Annotated in this window: 18 protein-coding genes; 12 read left to right on the plus strand and 6 right to left on the minus strand. The window is 51.3% G+C overall.

What is annotated here, in order from left to right; genetic code table 11:
- The first annotated feature begins 62 nt into the window (after positions 1-62).
- The 4 genes from yjgA to cysK all read left to right on the plus strand — a co-directional run bounded on the left by yjgA (position 63) and on the right by cysK (position 3,581).
- Positions 63-668 (plus strand): ribosome biogenesis factor YjgA, encoded by a 606-nt coding sequence (gene yjgA, locus ACPAOP_RS08020; protein ID WP_423709880.1) that lies wholly within the window; start codon positions 63-65, stop codon positions 666-668.
- Positions 655-1,272: a molybdopterin adenylyltransferase gene (mog, locus tag ACPAOP_RS08025; RefSeq protein ID WP_423679427.1), complete on the plus strand. Its 618-nt coding sequence runs from the start codon at positions 655-657 to the stop codon at positions 1,270-1,272. The genes yjgA and mog overlap by 14 nt, the downstream gene beginning before the upstream one ends.
- Positions 1,273-1,528: 256 nt before the next feature.
- Positions 1,529-2,206, plus strand: coding sequence for an alpha/beta hydrolase (locus tag ACPAOP_RS08030; RefSeq protein ID WP_423682314.1), 678 nt, complete (start codon positions 1,529-1,531; stop codon positions 2,204-2,206).
- Between the two features lie 400 nt (positions 2,207-2,606).
- Positions 2,607-3,581, plus strand: a complete 975-nt coding sequence (gene cysK / locus ACPAOP_RS08035; protein WP_423709881.1) for a cysteine synthase A — start codon at positions 2,607-2,609, stop codon at positions 3,579-3,581.
- 109 nt (positions 3,582-3,690) lie between these two features.
- On the opposite strand, the gene ACPAOP_RS08040 is transcribed toward cysK, so the two are convergent.
- Positions 3,691-4,233 (minus strand): YaeQ family protein, encoded by a 543-nt coding sequence (locus tag ACPAOP_RS08040; RefSeq protein ID WP_423679425.1) that lies wholly within the window; start codon positions 4,231-4,233, stop codon positions 3,691-3,693.
- Positions 4,233-5,108 (minus strand): formyltetrahydrofolate deformylase, encoded by an 876-nt coding sequence (purU, locus tag ACPAOP_RS08045; RefSeq protein WP_423709882.1) that lies wholly within the window; start codon positions 5,106-5,108, stop codon positions 4,233-4,235. The genes ACPAOP_RS08040 and purU overlap by 1 nt, the downstream gene beginning before the upstream one ends.
- A gap of 303 nt (positions 5,109-5,411) precedes the next feature.
- Here purU and ACPAOP_RS08050 point away from each other — a divergent pair, with 303 nt between their 5' ends.
- On the plus strand, positions 5,412-6,437 hold the full coding sequence (locus ACPAOP_RS08050; protein ID WP_423679423.1) for an NADP-dependent oxidoreductase: 1,026 nt from the start codon (positions 5,412-5,414) through the stop codon (positions 6,435-6,437).
- Positions 6,438-6,587: 150 nt separating this feature from the next.
- On the opposite strand, the gene otnI is transcribed toward ACPAOP_RS08050, so the two are convergent.
- Both otnI and ACPAOP_RS08060 read right to left on the minus strand, forming a co-directional pair.
- Positions 6,588-7,385, minus strand: coding sequence for a 2-oxo-tetronate isomerase (gene otnI / locus ACPAOP_RS08055; RefSeq protein WP_423679422.1), 798 nt, complete (start codon positions 7,383-7,385; stop codon positions 6,588-6,590).
- Positions 7,386-7,456: 71 nt separating this feature from the next.
- A complete protein-coding gene (locus ACPAOP_RS08060) occupies positions 7,457-8,422 on the minus strand; it encodes a bile acid:sodium symporter family protein (protein ID WP_423679421.1) in 966 nt (321 codons plus the stop codon).
- A gap of 376 nt (positions 8,423-8,798) precedes the next feature.
- Here ACPAOP_RS08060 and pepF point away from each other — a divergent pair, with 376 nt between their 5' ends.
- Both pepF and ACPAOP_RS08070 read left to right on the plus strand, forming a co-directional pair.
- Positions 8,799-10,661: an oligoendopeptidase F gene (gene pepF, locus ACPAOP_RS08065; protein ID WP_423709883.1), complete on the plus strand. Its 1,863-nt coding sequence runs from the start codon at positions 8,799-8,801 to the stop codon at positions 10,659-10,661.
- A 223-nt stretch (positions 10,662-10,884) separates the two neighbouring features.
- The gene (locus ACPAOP_RS08070) at positions 10,885-11,484 is read left to right on the plus strand and encodes a hemerythrin domain-containing protein (protein WP_423709884.1); all 600 of its coding nucleotides are present in this window, start codon (positions 10,885-10,887) and stop codon (positions 11,482-11,484) included.
- 34 nt (positions 11,485-11,518) lie between these two features.
- On the opposite strand, the gene ACPAOP_RS08075 is transcribed toward ACPAOP_RS08070, so the two are convergent.
- Complete coding sequence (locus tag ACPAOP_RS08075; RefSeq protein WP_423709885.1) at positions 11,519-12,415, minus strand: DMT family transporter; 897 nt, start codon at positions 12,413-12,415, stop codon at positions 11,519-11,521.
- Positions 12,416-12,622: 207 nt separating this feature from the next.
- Between ACPAOP_RS08075 and ACPAOP_RS08080 the strand changes: the two genes are divergently transcribed.
- Entirely contained in the window at positions 12,623-13,285 is a 663-nt protein-coding gene (locus ACPAOP_RS08080) for an oxidoreductase (RefSeq protein WP_423679417.1), read from the plus strand.
- Positions 13,286-13,369: 84 nt separating this feature from the next.
- On the opposite strand, the gene hrpA is transcribed toward ACPAOP_RS08080, so the two are convergent.
- Positions 13,370-17,524, minus strand: coding sequence for an ATP-dependent RNA helicase HrpA (hrpA, locus tag ACPAOP_RS08085; RefSeq protein ID WP_423709886.1), 4,155 nt, complete (start codon positions 17,522-17,524; stop codon positions 13,370-13,372).
- 24 nt (positions 17,525-17,548) lie between these two features.
- Between hrpA and argA the strand changes: the two genes are divergently transcribed.
- The 4 genes from argA (at position 17,549) to ACPAOP_RS08105 (ending at position 22,788) form a co-directional block, all read left to right on the plus strand.
- The gene (gene argA / locus ACPAOP_RS08090) at positions 17,549-18,859 is read left to right on the plus strand and encodes an amino-acid N-acetyltransferase (RefSeq protein ID WP_423679415.1); all 1,311 of its coding nucleotides are present in this window, start codon (positions 17,549-17,551) and stop codon (positions 18,857-18,859) included.
- 79 nt (positions 18,860-18,938) lie between these two features.
- Positions 18,939-19,211, plus strand: a complete 273-nt coding sequence (locus ACPAOP_RS08095; protein ID WP_186885801.1) for an oxidative damage protection protein — start codon at positions 18,939-18,941, stop codon at positions 19,209-19,211.
- Positions 19,212-19,469: 258 nt separating this feature from the next.
- Positions 19,470-20,735 (plus strand): HD-GYP domain-containing protein, encoded by a 1,266-nt coding sequence (locus tag ACPAOP_RS08100; RefSeq protein WP_423709887.1) that lies wholly within the window; start codon positions 19,470-19,472, stop codon positions 20,733-20,735.
- 280 nt (positions 20,736-21,015) lie between these two features.
- Positions 21,016-22,788 (plus strand): hypothetical protein, encoded by a 1,773-nt coding sequence (locus tag ACPAOP_RS08105; protein WP_423709888.1) that lies wholly within the window; start codon positions 21,016-21,018, stop codon positions 22,786-22,788.
- Positions 22,789-22,898: the final 110 nt, after the last annotated feature.

Genomic DNA, 22,898 nt, shown 5'->3' on the forward strand with positions numbered 1-22,898 from the left:
ACTGAACTAAAACGGGTATCATAGCAGCCGTTTCATTAAGTTTATAGTAAAGGCGCAGAATTATGCCAAATCCAAACCGGGGCTCATGTGGCTACCAATCCAGCGAGTTTGAACAGGAATACGAACGTCCTTCAAAATCTCAGCTCAAACGCGAAATGACCGCGTTGCAAAAACTGGGACAAGAACTGGTCGAACAGGCGCGTGACCGCGTCAAACGCGTTCCTATGCCGGAAGATGTGCGCGACGCGATTCTCGAATGTCAGCAAATCACGAACCATGAAGGTCGTCGCCGTCAGATGCAATTTGTCGGTAAAAAAATGCGCACACTGGATGAAGCTGAAATCGCGCTGATCCAGAAAACCATCGACAGCTGGAAAGGCTCATCGAAAGCGGAAACTGCGGCGATGCATGCACTCGAACGCCGTCGTGACAAACTGCTGACAGACGATAATGCTCTGACAGAATTGCTGTCGGAACATCCGCATCTCGATGTGCAGCAATTGCGCACACTGATCCGCAATGCGCGCAAAGAACAGGCAGAAAACAAACCACCAAAAGCCTATCGCGAGATTTTCCAGATTCTGAAAGAATTGCAGAAAGCACCTGCGGGTGATGAAACACTGGAAGATGCGGAAGGTCAGGAGGATGAGGATCATGAGCAATACTGATGCGGCCGACCGCGCTCTGCGCATAGGCTTGGTCTCAATCTCCGACCGCGCATCCGCCGGCGTCTATCAGGATCAGGGTTTACCCGCGTTACAGGAATGGTTCAGCACTGCCATGGCGAGTAACTGGGTGATGGAAACCCGCCTGATTCCCGATGAACGTCAGGCAATTGAACAGGCACTGACGGAGCTGGTCGATGTGGCGCGCTGCGATCTGGTGATTACTACTGGCGGCACCGGCCCTGCTCGGCGCGATGTGACGCCGGAAGCCACGCTGGCGGTCGCCACCAAAGAGATGCCGGGATTCGGCGAGCAGATGCGTCAGATCAGCCTGCAATTTGTACCAACCGCGATCTTGTCACGGCAAGTGGCTGTGATACGAGAAACCGCTGATCACGCCGCATTGATTCTGAATTTGCCGGGACAACCGAAGTCGATTAAAGAAACGCTGGAAGGTTTGAAAGATGCGGATGGCAAACAGATTGTGTCCGGCATTTTCGCAGCAATTCCTTATTGCATCGACCTCATCGGCGGGCCTTACATAGAAACGCACGAATCGGTCTGCAAAGTCTTCCGCCCTAAATCGGCGTTACGACAAAAATCCTGATTGCCTCCCGCTCAAACGGGTCGCCCGCTATTTGCTCAGACAGATGAACAAAGCAGATTTTCCGCCATCAGCAAGACGATTATGGATCTCTGCTTTGCTCGTCACCTCAGCGCTGGACCTGCTCAATAACGCCTTTGGGGCAACTGTAAACGCGGTGACTGCGGTGAATACAATCACTCCGGGCACATCCAAGAAACAACAGACATCATCCGACATCCGCAATTCCCCTTCAACCAAGAAAAACACTCCGTCAGCCATGAGCAATTACCTCGACACCGTAGAAATTGAAAGCGCCACCAATCCCAGCGTCGCTATTATCTGGATGCATGGTCTGGGCGCAGATGCCAATGATTTCGTCCCCATCGTTCAGGAACTCGATCTGAGCGGCTTACCTGGCATCCGCTTCGTGTTCCCGAACGCGCCAACGATGCCAGTGACGATCAACGGCGGCTATGTAATGCGCGCCTGGTATGACATCCTGGGCACCGACATCGCCCGCCGCGAAGATGAAAAAGGCTTACGCGCATCGCAAGTGGAAATTGAAAAACTGATCGCGCGCGAAGTGGCACGCGGCATTCCGGCTAATAAAATTTTCCTCGCGGGTTTCTCGCAAGGTTGTGCCATGACCTTGCAAACCGGCTTACGCTATCCACAAAAACTGGCCGGCTTGCTGTGCTTATCCGGATATGTACCCTTGCGTGATGTGGTCGCTGCCGAACGCAGTGCGGCGAATCAGGATACGCCAGTGTTTCTGGTGCATGGTCGCGCCGATCCTGTGATTCATATTCAACGTGCAGAACAATCGCGTGACCTGCTGAAAGAACTCGGTTATCAGATTGAATGGCATGAGTACATGATGCCGCATTCGGTCTGCGCCGAAGAAATCCGCGATATCGGGCTGTGGCTGAAAAAGGTACTGACTGCGTCAGCCTGAGCAAACTGAGCGCTGCAAGCGTCTCAGCGGCAAAAATATACTCCCCCCAGTATTTTAAAACGTCCTTATTTTCTGCTGAGAATAAGGCGTTTTTTGCATATACTCCCCATTTTTCTGCATTTTTTATAAAATCGGGGCGCAAAATAGGGCTGGTCTGAATGCCGCCGCGACGGCGATACGCGCATGGGACCGATGGCGGCATCACCATACTCAGCGTTTGCGATGTATAGTACGCGCACATCCTGAGCAGCAAAAAAGTATGACAAAAGGAAGAGCGTCCACCCTCTTTTTTTTCATATCGATATACGCAAAAAATGTAAGGAAGCACGCTTGATAAAGATCAATCACGCGGCATCACCTGACTCGTAGTATCCATACACCCAACTTCTGAAAGACCATCATGGCACTTTATTTGAATAACGCAGATTCCATCGGACGCACACCATTAATTCGCCTCAACCGCATCACCGCCGGTGCAGGTGCCACGGTACTGGTGAAAGTGGAAGGCCGCAATCCAGCCTACTCCGTCAAATGCCGTATCGGCGCGGCGATGATCGCAGATGCCGAAGAACGCGGATTGCTCGGCGCAGGCAAAGAACTGATAGAACCCACCAGCGGCAACACTGGTATCGCCCTTGCGTTTGTCGCCGCAGCCAAAGGCATACCGCTGACATTGACGATGCCGGAAACCATGAGCATAGAACGCCGGAAATTACTTGCTGCCTTCGGCGCGAAGCTGGTACTGACTGAAGGGCCTAAAGGCATGAATGGCGCGATCGCCAAAGCCGAAGAAATCCGCGCCAGCGACCCGGATCGTTATGTCTTGTTGCAGCAGTTTAAAAACCCGGCGAATCCGGCAGTACATGAACGCACGACAGGCCCGGAAATCTGGGAAGACACCAAGGGCAACATCGATATTTTCGTCGCTGGCGTCGGCACCGGCGGCACCATTACCGGCGTTTCCCGTTATCTGAAAAAGACGCAGGGAAAAACCCTGCAGACCGTCGCGGTAGAGCCGACTTCCAGTCCGATACTGACGCAGCAACGCGCTGGCCTGCCTTTGCAACCGGGGCCGCATAAAATTCAGGGCATCGGCGCTGGCTTTGTGCCTGATGTGCTGGATTTATCGCTGATCGATCAGATCGAACAAGTCAGCAACGAAGACGCCGTGTTGTTTGCGCAGCGACTCGCCAAAGAAGAAGGCATACTCGCCGGCATTTCTTGTGGTGCTGCGGTAGCGGCAGCAACCCGACTCGCGTTTTTACCTGAAAATGCAGGCAAAACCATCGTCGCGATTTTGCCGGATTCCGGCGAGCGCTATCTGAGCTCAGTCTTGTTTGAAGGTTATTTTGATGCGGCAGGTGTGGCCGTATAAACAGCCATAATGCCAAAGTCGTGACACCGAAGTAAAACGGCTTGGGAAAAAACAGAGTTACCTCCGCTTTTATCCGCAAGCCGTTTTTTAAGCAAACGATTAAAACCGTTCAGCCGAAATCCTTCAGCAGTTCCAGATCGATCTGTACCGAGGCGTCGCCGGAAGACATCCAGATTTGTCCGTCCTGTATCGTGCATTGCAATTGCATAGTACGTTGTGCGAGTTTTTCCAGCGCCTGGCTTTGTGCCGACGGCACATTCATCACCTTCAGATTTTTTGCGCGATCGAGGCGGCTGTTCATCTGCTTCCACCAGATATCGCTGGCACTGGCAAAGCTATAGACAATCACTTTCTCAGAACGTCCGCAGGCTTTCAGCAAGCGACGGTCATCGGGCTGCCCGACTTCGACCCACAGTTGTATCGCATCGGTATAGTCTTTTTCCCACAGATCAGGCTCTTCGGTATCGGAAATACCTTTGCCGAATTCCAGTCGCTCAGCCGCGTGAATCGCAAATGCCAGCACGCGTATCATCATGCGTTCATCGGTTTCCGATGGATGACGGGCAATCGTCAGACTATGATCGGCGTAATAGCCGCGATCCATATCCGAGATATTCAGATCGGCTTTGTAAATAATCGATTTCAATGCCATTATTTGAACACCACTGTCTTGTGACCATTCAGCAGAATACGGTGTTCAACAAACCATTTCACCGCCCGCGCCAGCACCACGCACTCAACATCGCGCCCGATGGCGGTCAGTGTTTCTGGTTCCATCGCATGATCAACGCGCTCGACGTCTTGCTCAATGATCGGACCTTCGTCCAGATCACCAGTCACAAAATGCGCGGTCGCACCGATCAGTTTCACGCCACGATCATGCGCCTGATAATAAGGTTTCGCACCTTTAAAGCTAGGCAGGAAAGAGTGATGAATATTGATCGCTTTGCCCTTGAGTGCCTCACACATCTGCGGCGACAATATCTGCATGTAGCGCGCCAGCACTACCAGATCCGCCTGATTGGCAGCGACGATTTCCAGCACTTTTTCTTCCTGCGCACGCTTGGCTTCAGCCGATGCACCTGCCGCTAACGGTAAGTGATGGAATGGAATATTGTAGCTGGCAGCAAGCTGATAAAAATCGGTGTGATTGGAAACGATGGCCTTGATTTCTACCGGCAATAAGCCACTCTTGTAACGGAACAGTAAATCATTCAGGCAGTGACCAATTTTAGAAACCATCAGTATCACGGCTGGCTTGTGATGCGCATCATTGAGCTTCCAGCTCATTTGCATGCTGTGAGCGAGTTCCGCAAATTCTTCGCGTAACGCTGTCTCTTTGACGCCAGCATCCTCAACAGCGAAATGCACGCGCATAAAAAACGTAGCGGATTGTTCATCACCAAACTGCGCAGAATCGATGATATTGCAGCCATGATTGGCTAAAAATCCTGAAACGCTGTGTACGATACCGCGTTGATCAGGACAAGAAAGCGTAAGAATATATTCTGGTCGTATGGTCATCATGTTATTTTTTCGCCCGAATACACATAACATTCGGGGGTGAGGCAAATTTAATTTGGAATAATCCGCAATTTTAAAGCAAAACAAAGCTAAAAACCGTAACCGCCTATTGTCGCACGTTCATCGCAGGTACGTCCCGCATCGGTACCGGATTAGCGAGAATCGATCCTGAATTTCACGACGTTTTAAAATAGCGGCAACAAAAAGCACGTACGTTCTATTTCGTGTATATTGATGCTGGCGCAAAAAAAACGGCGATAGCCACTATCCCATCCGTAAGACATCACCAAAAACACAGGAGACAACATGAGCAGCTTCAGCAATCAGCAATACCGCCTCGCCGCACGTCCGGTCGGCTCACCGAAACACAGCGACTGGAAATTCACCACCGAACAAGTCAGAGAGATTAACGATGGTGAAATAGTCGTCCAAACGATCTACATTTCGCTCGACCCTGCGATGCGCGGCTGGATGAATGAAGGCAAATCCTATATCCGCCCGGTCGCGATTGATGAAGTCATGCGTGCTGGCGGTGTCGGCAAGGTGGTGGCATCGAAATCGCCTTTATTTGCGGTCGGCGACTATGTTTCCGGCGGTACAGGAGTGCAGCAATACTGGGTTGGCGCAGCAAATGATAAAACAGCAGCCTTCTACAAAATTAATCCGGCACTCGCACCTTTACCGAAATACCTGAATGCGCTCGGCATGCCTGGTATGACCGCGTACTTTGGCTTACTCGATGTCGGCCAGCCGAAAGCGGGTGAAACCGTCGTCGTTTCTGGTGCGGCTGGTGCGGTCGGTCAAACGGTCGGTCAGGTTGCCAAACAAAAAGGCTGCCGCGTCGTTGGCATCGCCGGAGGCAAAGACAAATGCGATTTCGTGGTGAATGAACTCGGTTTTGATGCCTGCATCGACTACAAATCCGGCTCGGTCCGTGATGGACTGAAAGAGCACTGCCCGAATGGCGTTGACGTGTATTTTGATAATGTCGGCGGCGATATTCTTGATACCGTGCTGACCCGCATCAACATGAAGGCACGCATCATCATCTGCGGAGCGATCTCCCAATACAACAACACAACACCGGTAAAAGGTCCTGCCAACTATTTATCGTTACTGGTTAATCGTGCGCGTATGGAAGGTATCGTCGTTTTTGATTACGCAGCGCGCTATGGCGAAGCCGTCGCAGAGATGAGTAAATGGATGGCCGAGGGTAAATTCCACACCCGCGAAGATATCGTTAAGGGCATAGAAACTTTCCCTGACACGCTGATGATGCTGTTCGATGGAAAAAATTTCGGCAAGCTGATTCTGCAAGTCGCAGACGAGTAATTTTTCATCTGAACTGATACAAAAAAAACGGCCTGAGAAAAATTCAGACCGTTTTTATTTTTTGTACCGACGATGACAGCTAGAGACCATCAACCGGGCATAAGCGTTGACGGACAATACTGGCTATATTCTTTTTCAAGACGAAGTAATTTATTTCGCAGTCTGCCAGGGTCTGATCCACGCCAGACCTTCTGAGGTTCCCGCCCTCGGCCGGTATTCGCACCCTATCCAACCCTCATAGCCCAAATCATCGAGCAATTGAAACAGATACGGGTAATTGACTTCACCTTCGGATGGCTCGTGACGATCCGGCACACCCGCGATCTGAATGTGGCCTATGCCAGCCCGCGGTCTGTGCATATCCCGCTGCAGCTTGCGTGTGATGTCGCCCTCCATAATCTGACAGTGATACATATCAAACTGCACTTGCAAATGACTGACGCCGATTTCTTCGCAGATTTCCTGTGCCGTATTTTGCTCAGATAAAAAATAGCCCGGCATATCTCGGGTATTGATAGGCTCAATTAACACCGTCACATTTTCACGTGAAGCCAGCAAAGCTGCATACGCCAGATTACCCAGATACACCGCGCGATGGCGAGCCCTGTCCTGCTCAGGCTGTATCAGCCCTGCCATCACATGAATATGGCGGTTGCCCAGCACGCGAGCGTATTCCAGCGCCAGATCAAAGCTGCGCTTGAATTCGTCCTCGCGCCCCGGCAAAGACGCCAGTCCGCGCTCACCGCCGGCCCAGTCTCCGGGCGGCGCATTGAACAAGACTTGCTGCAAATTATTCGCGTCCAGCAATTCACGTAATTGCTGGACCGGATAATCGTATGGAAACAGATATTCCACTCCAGTGAAACCATCTTTTGCCGCAGCAGCAAAACGTGCAGGAAAATCGACTTCGGTATACATCATGCTGAGATTGGCAGCAAAACGAGGCATGTATTTCTCCTTAAAAATCCGGCATTCAGGCAGGTCTGACACAGGCCGGATTCAGTTAAATCGATGAATGTTTATATCGGTCGTTTGGCGTAGCGTTGCGCCAGCACCGCACAGACCATCAGTTGCAACTGATGGAACAGCATCACCGGCAACAGCACCATGCCGACGGAGCCGCTGGAAAACAACACTTTCGCCATCGGTACACCGCTCGCCAAACTCTTTTTAGAGCCGCAAAAAACAATAGTGATTTCATCCTCTTTAGTGAAACCAAGGCGACGGCTGATCATCGTCGTAAACCCCATCACCAGAGCCAGTATGACCGCGCTGATTAGCAGTAGCGTCAATAACATCAGCGTTGGCACCTGATGCCACAATCCTTGCACAACCGCTTCACTGAACGCCACGAACACTACCAGCAGAATCGAGCTCTGATCGACCATTTTTAACACGGTCGCATGTCTGGTGATCCATGCCTGTAAATAAGGTCGCATGATCTGCCCGGCCACAAACGGCAACAGCAACTGATAAACAATCTTGAGCATCGCATCGGCAGACGAATGTCCGTCGCTGTTGGCTTTAATTAACAGGCTGACCAGCAAAGGGGTGACGAAGATACCCAGCAGATTACTGGCAGAAGCACTGCATACCGCAGCCGGAACATTGCCACGCGCAACCGAGGTGAAGGCAATGGATGACTGCACTGTTGAAGGCAGCAGGCACAGATACAGCATGCCCAGATATAAATCCGGAGTCAGCACAGTCAGTAGCGCCGGCTTGAGCACGATGCCTAGCAAAGGGAATACGGCAAATGTCACGCCCAGCACCAGTAAATGCAAACGCCAGTGCGTCATCCCCGCCACCACCGCCTCACGCGATAATTTGGCACCGTGCATAAAGAACAGCAAAGCGATCATCAGTGTCGACAGATGATCAACGCTGACCGCGAGCGCTCCTTTTACCGGGAAAAAACTGGCGATCAGAATCACGCCCAGTAAAAGTAAAGTCATGTTGTCAGGTAAAAAGCGGGGGCGTTTCATAGGTGACGATAGAAATAAAAATGAGCTTCATTGTACTTGAATCATCTGAACATATTCCCCTAATCAAAACGCAATGCAGCTATTCATAAAATTGTGGCAATCACACAGCAACCACCCGCTGAACGGTCAACGAAGAACGAATACAACGCTCACTAAAAAGGAAAATCTAAATCGTATAAAAAATAGTCAAACGAAGTAAAACCAGAAGATTCTCCGGAATTGCGCGGGTTTTATCAAATCTGTGATTCATCTGACTGTCAGTTGAATTCAAGCGGTGAATTTACCTGTATATTTTTGCCTTTATCACATCATCTGAAGTATTTTTTGCAATCATTTTCGCCGGCCAGTGCCGGTGCTACCCGACTCCGGAGACTCTATGCAAAAACATCTGATCGCCAGCTTACTGGCACTCGCGTTTGCTTTTCCTGTCAGCGGCTTTGCGGCGCACAGTAATGACACTGAAGCGCAACGCTGGAATCTCGCCGATCTGTATGCGAACCGTGCTGCGTGGAATGCCGACGCAAAAAAACTGGAAGCACAATTGACTGAGCTGAAGAAGTGCAGCGGTCATCTGGGCGATAAGATCAGCAACTTCAAATCCTGCATGGATCTGAATGCCGATATTCTGAAACGCTATGCACGTCTGGCGACCTACGCCTCACAATTCCGTGATCAGGACACAGGCGACAATGAAGGCCAGGATATTTTGCAGAATGCAGATATACTCGGCAGCAAGCTAGAAGAAGCAAGTTCTTTCTTCCGTCCTGAGATACTGAATCTGGGACAAAAGAAAATTGATGCGTATCTGAATCAGGACAAATCGCTCGCCGCCTACCGCTTTGGCCTGCACGATATCCTGCGCGGTGCGCAACACACGCTGGATAAAAAAGGCGAGGAACTCATCGCGACATTCGGCATGGCAACCAATGCCCCAAGTGCCGTTTATTCAACACTGTCAAATGCGGAAATGCCCTGGCCAAAAATCACGCTTTCTGACGGTCAGCAAGTCACCATCGATCAGGCCGCTTACACCAAATACCGCGCTTCGCCGAACCGTGCTGACCGCAAACTGGTGTTTGACGCATTCTGGAGCAAATGGAAAGAATTTGAACGCAGCTACGGCGTCACGTTTTACGAGCAGCTTAAGCGCGATGCCGTATATGCCAAAGTGCGCAACTACCCGGACTCACTGACCCATGCGCTCGATGGCAATAACGTGCCCCGTGCCGTTTACGACACGCTGGTCGATCAGACCCGCGCCAATCTACCTACGCTGCACCGTTATTTCAAATTGCGCGCAAAAATGCTGGGAGTACAAGACCTGCGCTATTTCGATATTTACCCGCAACTGGTTTCCGGCAATTTCACTTACAGCATCGACGACGGTGTGAAACTGATGCTGAGTTCAGTCAAACCACTTGGCGACGACTACGTCAATGCCATCACCAGAGCAAGCACAGCTCGCTGGATGGACGTTTATCCACGCCCACGCAAGCGTTCGGGTGCCTACATGTCCGGCGTCGCTTATGATGTTCATCCATACATACTGCTGAATTACAACGACGATTACGAGTCAGTCTCCACACTCACGCACGAATGGGGGCATGCGATGCATTCGTATCTGGCGAATAAACATCAGCCGTTCAGCACCGCTGATTACCCTATTTTCACGGCTGAAATCGCATCGACCACCAACGAAGTGTTGTTGCTCGATCACATGCTGAAAATCGCTAAGAGCGACGATGAGCGTCTGCTGTATCTAGGTTCCGCACTGGAAAACTTGCGCGGCACATTCTTCCGGCAGGCCATGTTTGCCGACTTTGAACGCGAAGTGCATGCGCGCGTGGATAAAGGTGAATCATTGACGGGCGAAGGACTCACCAAAATCTACGGTGATATCCTGAAGCGTTATCACGGCGATAAAGAAGGTGTCATGAAAATCGACGATGTCTATGCAACAGAGTGGGCTTACATCCCGCATTTTTATAATCGCTTCTATGTCTTCCAGTACGCGACCTCAATTGCCGCGGGCTCTATGTTTGCCGATGAAATCCTGAAAGCACAACCGGGTGCGCGAGACAATTATCTGAATATTCTGAAAGCTGGCGGCTCAGCCTACCCTTATGATCTGGTCAAAAAAGCGGGTGTCGATCTGGCATCACCAGCACCATATCAGGCGGTATTCAAACGCATGAACAGCATCATGGATCAGATTGAAGCCATCATTACAAAACGCTGAACCTCAGGCAGAATCAGCTAAAACTAACCTCGTTCCACGCCATCCGGAACGAGGTTTTTTATATCGCCGAAACGCGACAAAATGCCAATATTCACGCCGTTCAACCTAAAAAAATCAGAGGAAGTCAACGAAATCCTTCAATACGCCTCGCTTTATTTGATCGGTATCAAAGAGCAAATCGGGCACACAGAGTACAGTAAAAGAAAATTCTGCGGAGACCGTCATGTGCGCCAGAAACTTCCATCCAATATCCGTCGATATCATTCAGCAAGAACATCAGCATTTGTCTGCCGTCATACAGACTATGCTGGACTTTGTACGCTCGACAGATAAAGGAGAAGCACCGCCTGACCTTAAACTATTCCGTGCGATCCTTTTTTATATCTGCGAATATCCGGAAAAAGTGCATCATCCTAAGGAAGACAAATTTCTGTTTTCCAAGATAAAAGAGCGCACACACCAGCTCGATAATGTACTGGATGCCTTAATCGAACAGCATGGTAACGGCGAATATCTGGTGCGCAATCTGCAAAACGCATTATTGAAATACGAGTTTTTCGGCATGCCGGCATTTCCGCATTTCAGGGACTTGGCAGAACAATATGCTCTCTTCTATTACGCTCACATGCAAACGGAAGAGAATGAAGTTTTGCCGGTCGCCAAACTGGTATTAAATGTCAACGACTGGCAAGAAGTGGATCAGGCATTCATGGAAAACCGTCACCAGCTTGATGGCGCTGGCGAACGCTATCGTTACGAACAATTGTTCTCCTACATCATCAGTCACAGCTCAAGAGCTGCAGCTGCACCCGATCCCTTATAACGCAATACTGAAAAAATTCTTCAGCGACTTAAGATCAGCGTCTTGAAGATAAAACAATACCGGCAACAATCAGTAAAAACGCCACCGCATGAAAAAGCTGTGGCGTTTCGCCTAAAAATAGCGACGACAGCAAAGCCGCAAATAAGGGTGTCAGATTACTGAAAAACGCCGCAATACTCGGTCCGACCCGTTGTACGCCCATTCCCCAGCAGCGAAACGCAATCAGCGCCGGCCCGACTGCGACAAACATAATCGCCACCACCAGGGTACTGCTCCACTGAATAACCGGAGCAGCAATCATCCATTCACCCGCTGCAAACAATCCCGACCAGACCAGCCCGAAGCTGACCTGCGCCAATAAAAAATGTGACCAGTGATCACGCAACTCGCCGTCGCCACCGCGCGTCAGTAGCCAGCTGTACAGTGACCAGCAAATCGCCGCCAGCAGCATCAGCAGGTCGCCTGGAACCAGACGCAGCGCCATCAGATGCTGAAGCTCACCACGGCTCAGTACCAGCAATACCCCGGCCATCGATACGACCACGCCTGCGACCGCAGAGCGGGAAATCGGTGCCTGAAAAAATAAACGACCGATTAATAACATCCACACCGGCATACTCGCCGCCACCAGCGTGACATTGATGGGAGTGGAACTTTGTAACGCCAGATATTGCAGGGCGTTGTACATGCCCACACCAAGCAGACCAAGAATTGCGTAGCGATACCAGCGAAACCAGAATATGCTGCCGCGTTTAAAGATACCGGCAGCCATCGGTAACAAAATCAGAAAAGCAATTGCCCAGCGAAAGAAATTCAAGCTTACCGGCGGCACCATGCTATGTATCATACGTCCGACCACGGCATTCCCCGCCCATAGCAGTGGTGCAAATACCAGTAAAAAAATGGTGCCGGGAGTCAGTTTATGATTCATACACAATCGGAATGGGAAAGAAATAGCGATCAGCAAAGTCCGCTAGCATACCATCGCGGCAGTGGCAAAAGCGACCCGTCCCATGACAGTGGATTGACAGATTTATGATTGCAACACATACAGGTTGGTTTAAATCAAAATTCCGTATATCTGATTTTCTGCGCTGCAGGTAAAAATCAGCAGTATAAAAAAGAGCAGAGGCGAAAAGTGAAATTATTAATTCTGGGCGGTACTGGTTTGGTGGGCCGGCAATTAGTTGCCCAAGCGCTGGCGCACAGGGATGTCTCGCAAGTGACCGCGCCGACGCGTAGAGCCCTGGCGCAGCATCCGCAATTACGCAATCCCATCGTTGAGTATGCCGATTTACCACCGGATGCAGACTGGTGGCAGGCCGATGCAGTGTTATGTGCGCTGGGCACCACCATCAGGATCGCCGGATCGCAAGCGGCATTTTCCCGTGTTGACCACGACTATGTACTGGCCGCTGCCCGCCTCGCTAAAGCCTCTGGCACACCTCGATTTGTATATAACTCCGCACTTGGTGCAAACGCAAATGCACGTTCATTCTATTTAAGGGTCAAAGGTCAGGTGGAAAATGATTTACACGCTTTGAATTTTCCAGCGCTGACTATCGTGCGTCCGTCTTTGCTGTATGGCGGCAGCAGAGCCGATAAGCGCCCCGCAGAAACTGCTGCCATTATTGTCTCGCACCTGCTGGGGCCCCTGATTCCCTTGCGCTACCGGGCAGTTAATGTGACTGACGTCGCAGCTGCAATGATCAACGCCGCTGTGACGTTTGACGATGGTTTTCACATACTTGAGTCAGACCAACTGCAACACGCTGACACTCGCATAGAAAACCGCAGATAAAAATTTAAAACCTCAATAAAAACGCGCCTTCCCGGGTAAAAATTACCGGAAAGGCGCATATATACTCAGAGTATCAGCATGTCATTAACGCTGCATACTTTCCCAGACTTTCTGCAAGCGTTTCACCGACACCGGCATCGGCGTGCGTAACTCCTGCGCAAACAAAGACACCCGCAACTCTTCCAGCAACCAGCGGAATTCCAGCAATTTAGGATCAGCATCGGCACCTGTTTTACGAGGCGTTCTTTGCCATGGTTGCGCGACGCTGTTCCACTCCGCCATCAATTTAGCGTCACGCGCCGGGTCGGCACGCAGCTTATCCATACGTATCGTGATCGCTTTCAGATAACGCGGAAAATGCACCAGCTGGCTGAAGTCAGTATCTGCGATAAAGCGTTTGGTAATCAGCATCTGTAACTGACTCTGAATATCCGCCGCCGCTTGCGCATGGGCTTTAATGCCCTGAATTTTCTTCGGCAGACTGTGATACTCCGCCAGTATCTGCCCCGCCATACGGGCGATTTCATTCGCCAGCAAATTCAGGCGCGCCTTTCCTTCCTCGCGGCGGATATTAAATTCACCAGAATTAGTTGGCAGGGGCTGCTGCAGACACGCGCGTTCAATCGCCGTCTGGATAATCTGTTCGCGCAATTCTTCCTGCGAGCCCAGCGCCATGAACTGCATGCCCATTTGCTGCAAACCCGGAATATTTTTCTCAAGGAATTTCACCTGCTCCTTGAGCTGCAAAGCAAACAGGCGGCGCAGACCTATTCTGTGCACCCGCGCTGCTTCGTCCGGATCGTCAAATACCTCGATATGACAATGCGTGAGCTTATCCACCAGCGCCGGATAACCGATCAGCGTTTGCTTACCCTGCTGTACTTCCAGCAATTCCGGCAGGCTGTCGAAAGTCCAGCCTGTAAAATTTTCCTGCTTCAGCACCGGCGCCGGTGCAGCTGCTGACGCTTTCTGAGGAGCTATATTACCGCTGCCTTTGCGTGATACCGCACTGGCAGCAGTGGTCTGCGCATCCACCAGCGCCAGCTTTTCTGCACTCGCAATTTTCTGAAAACTTTCACGCGCCTGGCCGCCAAATTCAGCACGCAGATTCGCCAGATTCCGCCCCATTTCTAACTGACGGCCATGCTCATCCACGATTTTAAAATTCATCGTCAGATGTACAGGCAAGGTCTCAAATTTAAAATCGGTGGTTTTACACAGCAAACCTTTTTGCTCGCGGATATCGGCAATCACGGCATCGAGGAAATTTCCTTTACCAAAATCATTACGCTCGCAAAAGCCAGCCGCATATTCCGGCAAAGGCACGCAATGACGGCGTATTTTTTGGGGCAAGGATTTGATCAGCAAGTGCACTTTTTCTTTCAGCATACCGGGCACCAGCCACTCACAGCGTTCTGCCGACACCTGATTCAGTGAAAACAAAGGCACGGTCAATGTCACGCCATCACGCGGGCTGCCGGGTTCAAAATGGTAGCTGAGTTGCAGCGCCACACCGGAAACCTGCATAGTTTTCGGAAACAAATCCGTCGTCACGCCTGCAGCCTCGTGGCGCATCAAATCATCTTTATTCAGATGCAGCAATTTGGGGTTGGCTTTGATCTCTTCTTTATGCCATTCCTCAAACAACACTGCGTTACACACATCAGGCGGAATCAGCTTGTCATAAAACGCGACAATCAGTTCAGCATCGACCAGCACATCGAGGCGGCGCGATTTGTGTTCCAGATTTTCAATTTCCCGCACCAGTTTCTGATTGTGGACAAAGAACGGCGCGCGTGTCTCGAACTCGCCTTCCACCAATGCTTCGCGGATAAAAATCTCACGCGCTTCGACCGGGTGATACAAACCATACTGAATCCTGCGCTGACTGTAGACGACCAATCCATACAAGGTCGCTCGTTCAAACGCCGACACCTGACCCGTCCGCTTTTCCCAGCGCGGTTCGCCGTAGGATTTTTTCAGTAAATGACCGCCGATCTTTTCCAGCCATTCCGGCTGTATCTGAGCAATACAACGCCCGTACAAACGACTGGTATCAACGAGCTCTGCCGCCATAATCCAGCGTCCGGCTTTCTTCGCCAGACTGGAGCCGGGCCAGATATAAAACTTGATACTGCGGGCACCAAGGTAATGCGCTTCTTCCTCGGATTTATAGCCGATATTCCCGAGTAAGCCAGTCAGTAAAGACAGATGCAGTTGTTCATAAGTGGCGGCAGTTTCATTCAGACGCCAGCCCTGCTCTTTCACGATGGTCAGCAATTGCGAATGCACTTCGCGCCATTCGCGCAAGCGCATCTGACTCAGGAAATTGCTACGGCAATTATCCTGCAACTGACGGTTGGTTTTTTTATGCTCTATCGCATCCTCAAACCATTTCCAGATTTTCAGATACGAAATGAATTCAGATTTTTCATCGGCAAATTTCTTATGCGCCTGATCGGCTGCTGCCTGCGCGTCCATAGGCCGGTCGCGCGGGTCCTGCACCGATAAAGCGGCAGCGATGATCAACACTTCCTGCAAGGCCTGATTATCACGCGCGGCCAGGATCATGCGCCCGACCCGCGGGTCTAACGGCAACTTCGCAAGCTGACGCCCCACGGCAGTTAATTGATTGCTGTCATCCATTGCCCCCAGCTCCTGCAAGAGCTGATAGCCATCGGCAATCGCTCTGCCCGGCGGTGGTTCAATAAAGGGGAAGCTTTCTACATCGGTGAGTCGCAAGGACTTCATCCGCAAAATAACTGCGGCCAGCGAAGAGCGCAAAATTTCCGGTTCAGTGAAACGGATGCGCTGATGAAATTCCTGTTCGTCGAACAGTCGTATACAAACACCGGCAGAGACGCGTCCACAACGGCCAGCACGCTGGTTCGCTGCCGATTGCGCGATGGGTTCAACCTGCAATTGTTCTACTTTATTCCGGTAGCTGTAACGCTTGACGCGGGCCAGACCGGTATCGACGACAAAGCGGATGCCAGGCACCGTCAACGATGTTTCTGCGACGTTGGTCGCGAGTATAATGCGACGCGCATTCGACACTTTGAACACCCGCTCCTGCTCTTGCGCTGACAAACGGGCGAATAAAGGCAGTATCTCAACATGCGGGGGATGATGTTTGCGCAAGGCTTCCGCAGCGTCACGAATCTCGCGCTCGCCCGGCAAAAATACCAGCACATCACCGGAACCGATACGGCATAACTCATCGACCGCATCGGTAATCGCCGTCATCAGATCACGTTCTTTATCTTTTTCGGTATCCTGCACCGGGCGATAACGTACCTCCACAGGATACAAACGTCCCGATACCTCAATGACTGGCGCAGGCCTGGGTTCTGCGCCACGTGAAGAAGCAGAATCGTCGGCAAAATGATTGGCAAAACGTTGCGCATCAATCGTCGCAGACGTGATGATAATCTTTAGATCGCGGCGCTTGGGCAGCAATTGCTTCAGATAGCCGAGCAAAAAATCAATATTCAGGCTGCGCTCATGCGCCTCATCGATGATGATGGTGTCGTATTGACGCAGTAAAGGATCAGTCTGCGTTTCAGCCAGCAAAATACCATCGGTCATTAATTTGACCGAGGCACCTTTGCTCAGCGTATCGGTGAACCTCACTTTAAAACCGACATGCTCACCAAGTGGCGAATTTAATTCCTGCGCAATCCGCTTGGCGGTTGATGAAGCCGCAATCCGGCGCGGCTGAGTATGACCGATCAGGCCTTTGCGCCCACGCCCGAGTTCCAGACATATTTTTGGCAATTGCGTGGTTTTACCCGAACCGGTTTCACCGCAGACGATGATGACCTGATGCTTTTGCAGGGCTTCTGCGATTTCGGCGCGCTTGCCGGACACAGGCAATTCTTCGGAAAACGTAATAACAGGCAGCGGATTGCGGAAAGGCAGGTTGCTGTCATCGCTCACGGCAGCCGTGGCTGTATTTGCGAGCCTCGCACCGCTACGCGCAGGCGACTGTTCCGCAGGCTTAATTGCGGGGCGTTCTGAACGTCCGCGCTGAGCTTGCGATGTGACCGTGGAAGCAGCTGGTGACGCAGGTTGGCGCACCTGATCAGTCTGCGACTTCGCTGCAGGAGTTGCAGTATTTTCTGCTGCCGGGGTGGCTTGCCGCAATTGCTGGCGCAACTCACGTAAGCCAGATAAACCGTCTATCGTGGTGGACGTTGCTTTTTTTTGGGAATTTTTAGGAGAATGATTAGAAGACATAGCGACGCGCATTATAATCTGCGGATGGAAAATCCTGTTCAATTCGTTCAATGGCTGCGCTCAGTCGCGCCGTATATTCATGCCTTTCGTGGCAAAACCTTTGTGGTCGCCTTTCCCGGCGAACTGGTCATGGCAGGTGCGCTGCCGGTGCTGGCACAGGATTTGTCTTTATTGCATGCACTTGGCATCAAAATTGTCATCGTCCACGGCTCGCGCCCACAGGTCGCTGAACAACTTGCCTTGCGTAATGTGGAAGGTCGTTTTCACAATGGTATCCGGATTACCGATATCGCCGCACTCGAATGCTCGAAAGAAGCGGCCGGTGAATTACGTCTCGACATCGAAGCGGCATTCAGCCAGGGCTTGCCTAACACCCCGATGGCCCATGCTGCGATACGCCTGATTTCAGGTAATTTCGTCACCGCCAAACCAATCGGCATTGTCGATGGCATCGACTTCGGTCTGACCGGGACTGCGCGTAAAGTCGCTTATGACACCATAGGCCGCATCCTCGATGGCGGCAGCCTGGTTCTGCTGGGGCCACTCGGCTTTTCACCCACAGGTGAAGCATTTAATCTGACGATGGAAGATGTCGCCGTTTCAACGGCAACTGCGTTACGCGCCGACAAGCTGATTTTTATTTCCGAAACACCGATGATGGTGGACCGCGAAGGCAGTGAAATCCGCGAGCTCTCCTTCACCCAGGCAGAAAAAGAACTGGCGGCAAATTACCTGCCACCGGATTCCGCTTTTTATCTGGAACATGCAGTCAAAGCCTCGCGTGGTGGTGTGCCGCGTATTCATATCGTGCCTTATGAAATGGATGGTTCCGCGTTGCTGGAATTATTTACGCATGATGGCGTCGGCACGATGGTCTCGTCAGAAAATCTGGAAAGCCTGCGTGAAGCAACGATTGAGGATGTCGGCGGCATCATTAAACTGATAGAACCACTGGAAGCCGACGGCACGCTGGTCAAACGCGGCCGCGAACTGATAGAACGTGAAATCAATTACTTCTCGGTCATTGAGCATGATGGCGTAATCTTCGGTTGCGCTGCCCTGTACCCGTTCCCTTTTGAAAAAATGGGCGAAATGGCCTGTCTGACGGTTAATCCTGATGTGCAGAGTCAGGGCGACGGCGAACGTATTCTGAAGCACATAGAAAAACGCGCACGCCGCGCGGGTTTTCATTCACTGTTTGTGCTGACAACCCGTACAGAACACTGGTTCCTGAAACGCGGCTTTGTCAAAGCAACCGTCGATGATTTACCGAAAGACCGGCAAAAAATGTACAACTGGCAGCGCAAGTCATTGGTGCTGATCAAGCAGCTCTGATCACTTGCCTTTATAATCCACGGCGGTTGAATGACTGTGATGTCCGCTGTGTTTTGACGTATTTCTAAGGAGTATTACTATGGCCCGTATGGTCCACTGCATCAAACTGAACAAAGAAGCCGAAGGCCTGGATTTCCCTCCATATCCGGGCGAACTGGGTAAAAAAATTTATGAAAGTGTATCCAAAGAAGCCTGGGCTGGCTGGATGAAACATCAGACTATGCTGGTCAATGAAAACCGCCTGAACCTCGCCGACACCCGCGCCCGCAAATATCTGGCGACACAAATGGAAAAACATTTCTTCGGCGACGGTGCCGATGCTGCTGCCGGTTACGTGCCACCAACGGAATAATCATCTTCCGCTCAGATCAAAGCCCGCACTGCGCGGGCTTTTTTTTTACGTCGCGCCAGAAGTCAGCAGGTAAAGACAGGGGACTGCAAGATGACGCAAGGTCATCTGAAAAATCAATATGCTTATTGATTTAGTTGTTTTTAAGGAGAAACTGTACGCTTTTTGTGTTTCCTTAAGTTTATGTTCAGAAATGCCATATAAGCTGTCTATGCGCCATGCGACGTCTGTTTGACTATGCACCTCACCCAGGGTTCAACGATGAACATTTACAAAAAACGGGCAGCACAAAGAATAGGACTTGTCAGTCTGCTGCTGGCGATCGTCGGCAGCCCTGTCGCCTGGCTGATTTCACGGGAAAATGCCGAAGAAGAAATCGTTTCGTTTGCCATCGAAGAAAGTCGTCACCCACTGGCATTTCTCGACGATGCCAGCATGACGGGCAGCGAAAAGGCCAGGCAAGCACAGCATGGTGCAGATATTCTGACCAGCGGCATCTTCGATATTGCCGAAGTCTACGACGCACAGGGGAACAAATTAGCAGAAAAAGTCACCGCGACAGGGGATATGGTGGAAAGCCAGTTACCGCATCATCCGCGTCCCGAATATCAGGACACCCATTACGAAAATAACGCTATCACTCTTGCTAGCGACAAAAGAAATGCCATCCGCGTATTCGTTCCGCTGTTTGACAAACAGAAAAAACTGAGCGGCTATTTCGAGGGTGTACGCGTTATACCTGAGTGGCAGATGCAGCAGATTTCTGCAGATGCCAGTATCGTCGCACTGATGGTGGCGATTGCCTCCTTACTTTGCGGATTGACGATTTATCCGGTGGTCACTTACCTCGCAAAAGAAAACGAACGCAAAACCCTGCTGATCTATGAATCGCATATTTCGATGATGGAAGCGCTCGGGCGCGCTATCGCAAAACGGGACTCAGACACGGGTGCACACAATTATCGTGTCGCCTGGATGTCGGCTCTGATGGGTGAAAAGCTCGGCCTCAGTGGAGAACATATGCAAGGGCTGATCATAGGCAGTTTTTTGCACGATGTCGGAAAAATCGGCATCCCCGATGCGATTCTGTTGAAGCCTGGAAAACATACGCCGGAAGAAACGCAGATGATGCGTACCCACGTTGAGCATGGCGAACAAATCGTCAAAGGAGCTGGCTGGTTGCCCAGCGTCGCCGCTGTCGTCGCAGCCCACCATGAAAAATGGGATGGTCAGGGCTATCCACGCGGACTCAGTGGTCCAGCCATTCCTCTGGAAGCGAGGATATTTGCGATTGCCGACGTCTTTGATGCCCTGTGCTCAAAACGGCCTTACAAGGAACCGTTCAGCTATGAGCAGGCGATAGCGATTTTACAAGAAGGTGCTGGCAGCCATTTCGATCCCGATCTGCTGGCACATTTTTTAGACATCGCCGCTTCAGTCTATAACACGGTCTCCTCCATGAACGAAGAACAGATACGCGAATTACTCAGAGCGACGATGACACGCCACTTCGTCATCAACACATAAACAAGGTCCGCCGGTCTCTGCATCCATCGTCTGGCTTCGGAAGACGGATACAGAAGTATTCTCCGTCATTTCTCCGGAAAAACACGTCCCGCCGCACACTGTTGCCACACTGAAATGGCGCGTCGTGTGCGAACGACGGCGGATGTCGTTTGATTACAACCTTAACCGGTATTTCAATGTCAGAACGATAGGCAATGCTAAAATATTAAGCACATTTTTTCTGACAGGGGTTGGCATCATGTACCGGACTATCCTCACCACTTTCCGCCAGCTGTTCTGCATGTTCACATTACTGGCGCTCGTCTCCTGCGGTGCTGGAGACACCTCCGCCACCAAAGACACAGCAACTTCTGCGGCCAATTTACTCTCTGCACCCGCACTCACCGCTGCCGGCACAGGCAGCGACGTCTCCTATGTATTTCCTGACACCGGCTGGTACTGGAATCCTGCCGAAGGTGGTCGTGGCTTTGCGATTGAACGTCAGGGCGATAAGATATTTTTGTCCGGTTTTTTGTATGAAAGCAATGGGCACCCGACCTGGTATGTCAGCACGATGGAAATGCAGTCGAACAAACAATTCATCGGTGCGCTGGCACGTTTTGCCGGCGGCCAGAGTCTGACCGGAGACTATAAAGGTGCGACGCAGAGTCAGGTAGGTTATGCGGTACTCTCGTTTGTCTCTCCGACCGAGGGCACCCTGTATGTCACGCCGGATACAGGTGAAAACGCCGTTACCGTGAAGTTGCAACGGTTTCCGATTTCCAGCCCCACACCTTTCCTCGCATCGGCAGCCAGCTTTCAGAATGGCTGGTGGTGGAGCGATAAAGAAGGCGGCCGTGGCTATTTTATTGAGGTACAGGGTAATCAGGCTTTCGTCGGCAGCTTTATGTATGACACCGCGGGCGAACCGACCTGGTACGTCAGTTCCGCAAACTTATCAGCACCGGATAAACTCAGTGGCTCATTACAGGAATATGCCGGCGGCCAGACTCTGGTTGGCGGCTACAAATCCGCCGCACCGAAAGCGAATGCCGGTAACATGAATTTCAGTTTTACTGCTGCCGATGCGGCCACGATGACCCTGCCGAATGGCAAAGCGGTACAACTCAGCCGTTTCGGATTCAGCACTACGAACAGTTCTGCACCACCGTCCGTCACTTGCACGCCGCCGCAAATCCTGCAGAACGGCGTCTGCACTACTGCTAATGCGCCCGTTCCGATTCGTCCCGTCTTCTATTTCACCACCACCCCGGTTCCAAGCGGGAATTATTACGGGGTGATGCTTTGCTATTCCGGGCCTTACGAATGTGACACACTGGTTGATTCTATTTTTGTCAGCAACGAAGAGTTGCAAGATCCTGACACTGCCGAGGCGTTAATTTATGCGAAAAGCGTCGCAGAAGAATTCCGCCAGATCATCGACCGGCTGTGGCGCGCAAAGACTTATCCCAGTCGTTCTGCGCTGGCTGCCGCATTTCGCACAGCAATCCAAAACAATCTGGCAAACCAAGGAAAAACTGCTGTCAACGATGCGACCAACTATCTGATGACTGCAGGCTATCCGGCAGCTTCCACGAGTGCACCGGCCACACCAACCTGCTATGCGCCGCAAGTGCCGCAAAACGGCATCTGCGTCACGCCGCCAAAACCAGTAACCTGCACAGCGCCGCAGATACTCTCTAACGGTTCCTGCGTCACCCCTTTGCCTTTGAATGTGAAACCGATATACGGCGCCTTTGGCATTGCCCCCCCGGAAAGCCATAAACAGTTTTCAGATGACATTTGCGATAGCTGGCAAGTCATCGGCGCACCAGTGGTGCTCAGCACGTGTACCACCAAATCAGGTTACTGGGGCTACGAAGTCATCGAAAACCGCAGCGCCACGAGGGCTACAATTTGCTACAAGGCCTATTTTCACAGTGGTGCAGCACCGGATAAAGGCTGCTACTACTACATGAAATCGATGGAAATAATGAGGCCATATTGCCCCGACTGCGGTAGCAAAAAAGGAGGAGCCCGGCAAATAGACCTGATCGAATTCACGCCGCAATGACATGAACAGGTCACATTTATCTTCTGGGGCTTAAAATATACTCCCCCCAGTATATAAAACAGTCCTTTGTTTATAAGGAGATGAAGGCAGTTTTATAAAATAAATGGGGG

It is taken from the genome of Undibacterium sp. WLX3042, assembly GCF_049544825.1.
In the GTDB taxonomy this organism is placed as follows: domain Bacteria; phylum Pseudomonadota; class Gammaproteobacteria; order Burkholderiales; family Burkholderiaceae_D; genus Undibacterium.

Coding starts and splice junctions, on each gene's coding strand:
- yjgA (WP_423709880.1), top strand. CDS start 63: ATGCCAAATCCAAACCGGGGCTCATGTGGCTACCAATCCAGCGAGTTT.
- mog (WP_423679427.1), top strand. CDS start 655: ATGAGCAATACTGATGCGGCCGACCGCGCTCTGCGCATAGGCTTGGTC.
- ACPAOP_RS08030 (WP_423682314.1), top strand. CDS start 1,529: ATGAGCAATTACCTCGACACCGTAGAAATTGAAAGCGCCACCAATCCC.
- cysK (WP_423709881.1), top strand. CDS start 2,607: ATGGCACTTTATTTGAATAACGCAGATTCCATCGGACGCACACCATTA.
- ACPAOP_RS08040 (WP_423679425.1), bottom strand. CDS start 4,233: ATGGCATTGAAATCGATTATTTACAAAGCCGATCTGAATATCTCGGAT.
- purU (WP_423709882.1), bottom strand. CDS start 5,108: ATGATGACCATACGACCAGAATATATTCTTACGCTTTCTTGTCCTGAT.
- ACPAOP_RS08050 (WP_423679423.1), top strand. CDS start 5,412: ATGAGCAGCTTCAGCAATCAGCAATACCGCCTCGCCGCACGTCCGGTC.
- otnI (WP_423679422.1), bottom strand. CDS start 7,385: ATGCCTCGTTTTGCTGCCAATCTCAGCATGATGTATACCGAAGTCGAT.
- ACPAOP_RS08060 (WP_423679421.1), bottom strand. CDS start 8,422: ATGAAACGCCCCCGCTTTTTACCTGACAACATGACTTTACTTTTACTG.
- pepF (WP_423709883.1), top strand. CDS start 8,799: ATGCAAAAACATCTGATCGCCAGCTTACTGGCACTCGCGTTTGCTTTT.
- ACPAOP_RS08070 (WP_423709884.1), top strand. CDS start 10,885: ATGTGCGCCAGAAACTTCCATCCAATATCCGTCGATATCATTCAGCAA.
- ACPAOP_RS08075 (WP_423709885.1), bottom strand. CDS start 12,415: ATGAATCATAAACTGACTCCCGGCACCATTTTTTTACTGGTATTTGCA.
- hrpA (WP_423709886.1), bottom strand. CDS start 17,524: ATGTCTTCTAATCATTCTCCTAAAAATTCCCAAAAAAAAGCAACGTCC.
- argA (WP_423679415.1), top strand. CDS start 17,549: ATGGAAAATCCTGTTCAATTCGTTCAATGGCTGCGCTCAGTCGCGCCG.
- ACPAOP_RS08095 (WP_186885801.1), top strand. CDS start 18,939: ATGGCCCGTATGGTCCACTGCATCAAACTGAACAAAGAAGCCGAAGGC.
- ACPAOP_RS08100 (WP_423709887.1), top strand. CDS start 19,470: ATGAACATTTACAAAAAACGGGCAGCACAAAGAATAGGACTTGTCAGT.
- ACPAOP_RS08105 (WP_423709888.1), top strand. CDS start 21,016: ATGTTCACATTACTGGCGCTCGTCTCCTGCGGTGCTGGAGACACCTCC.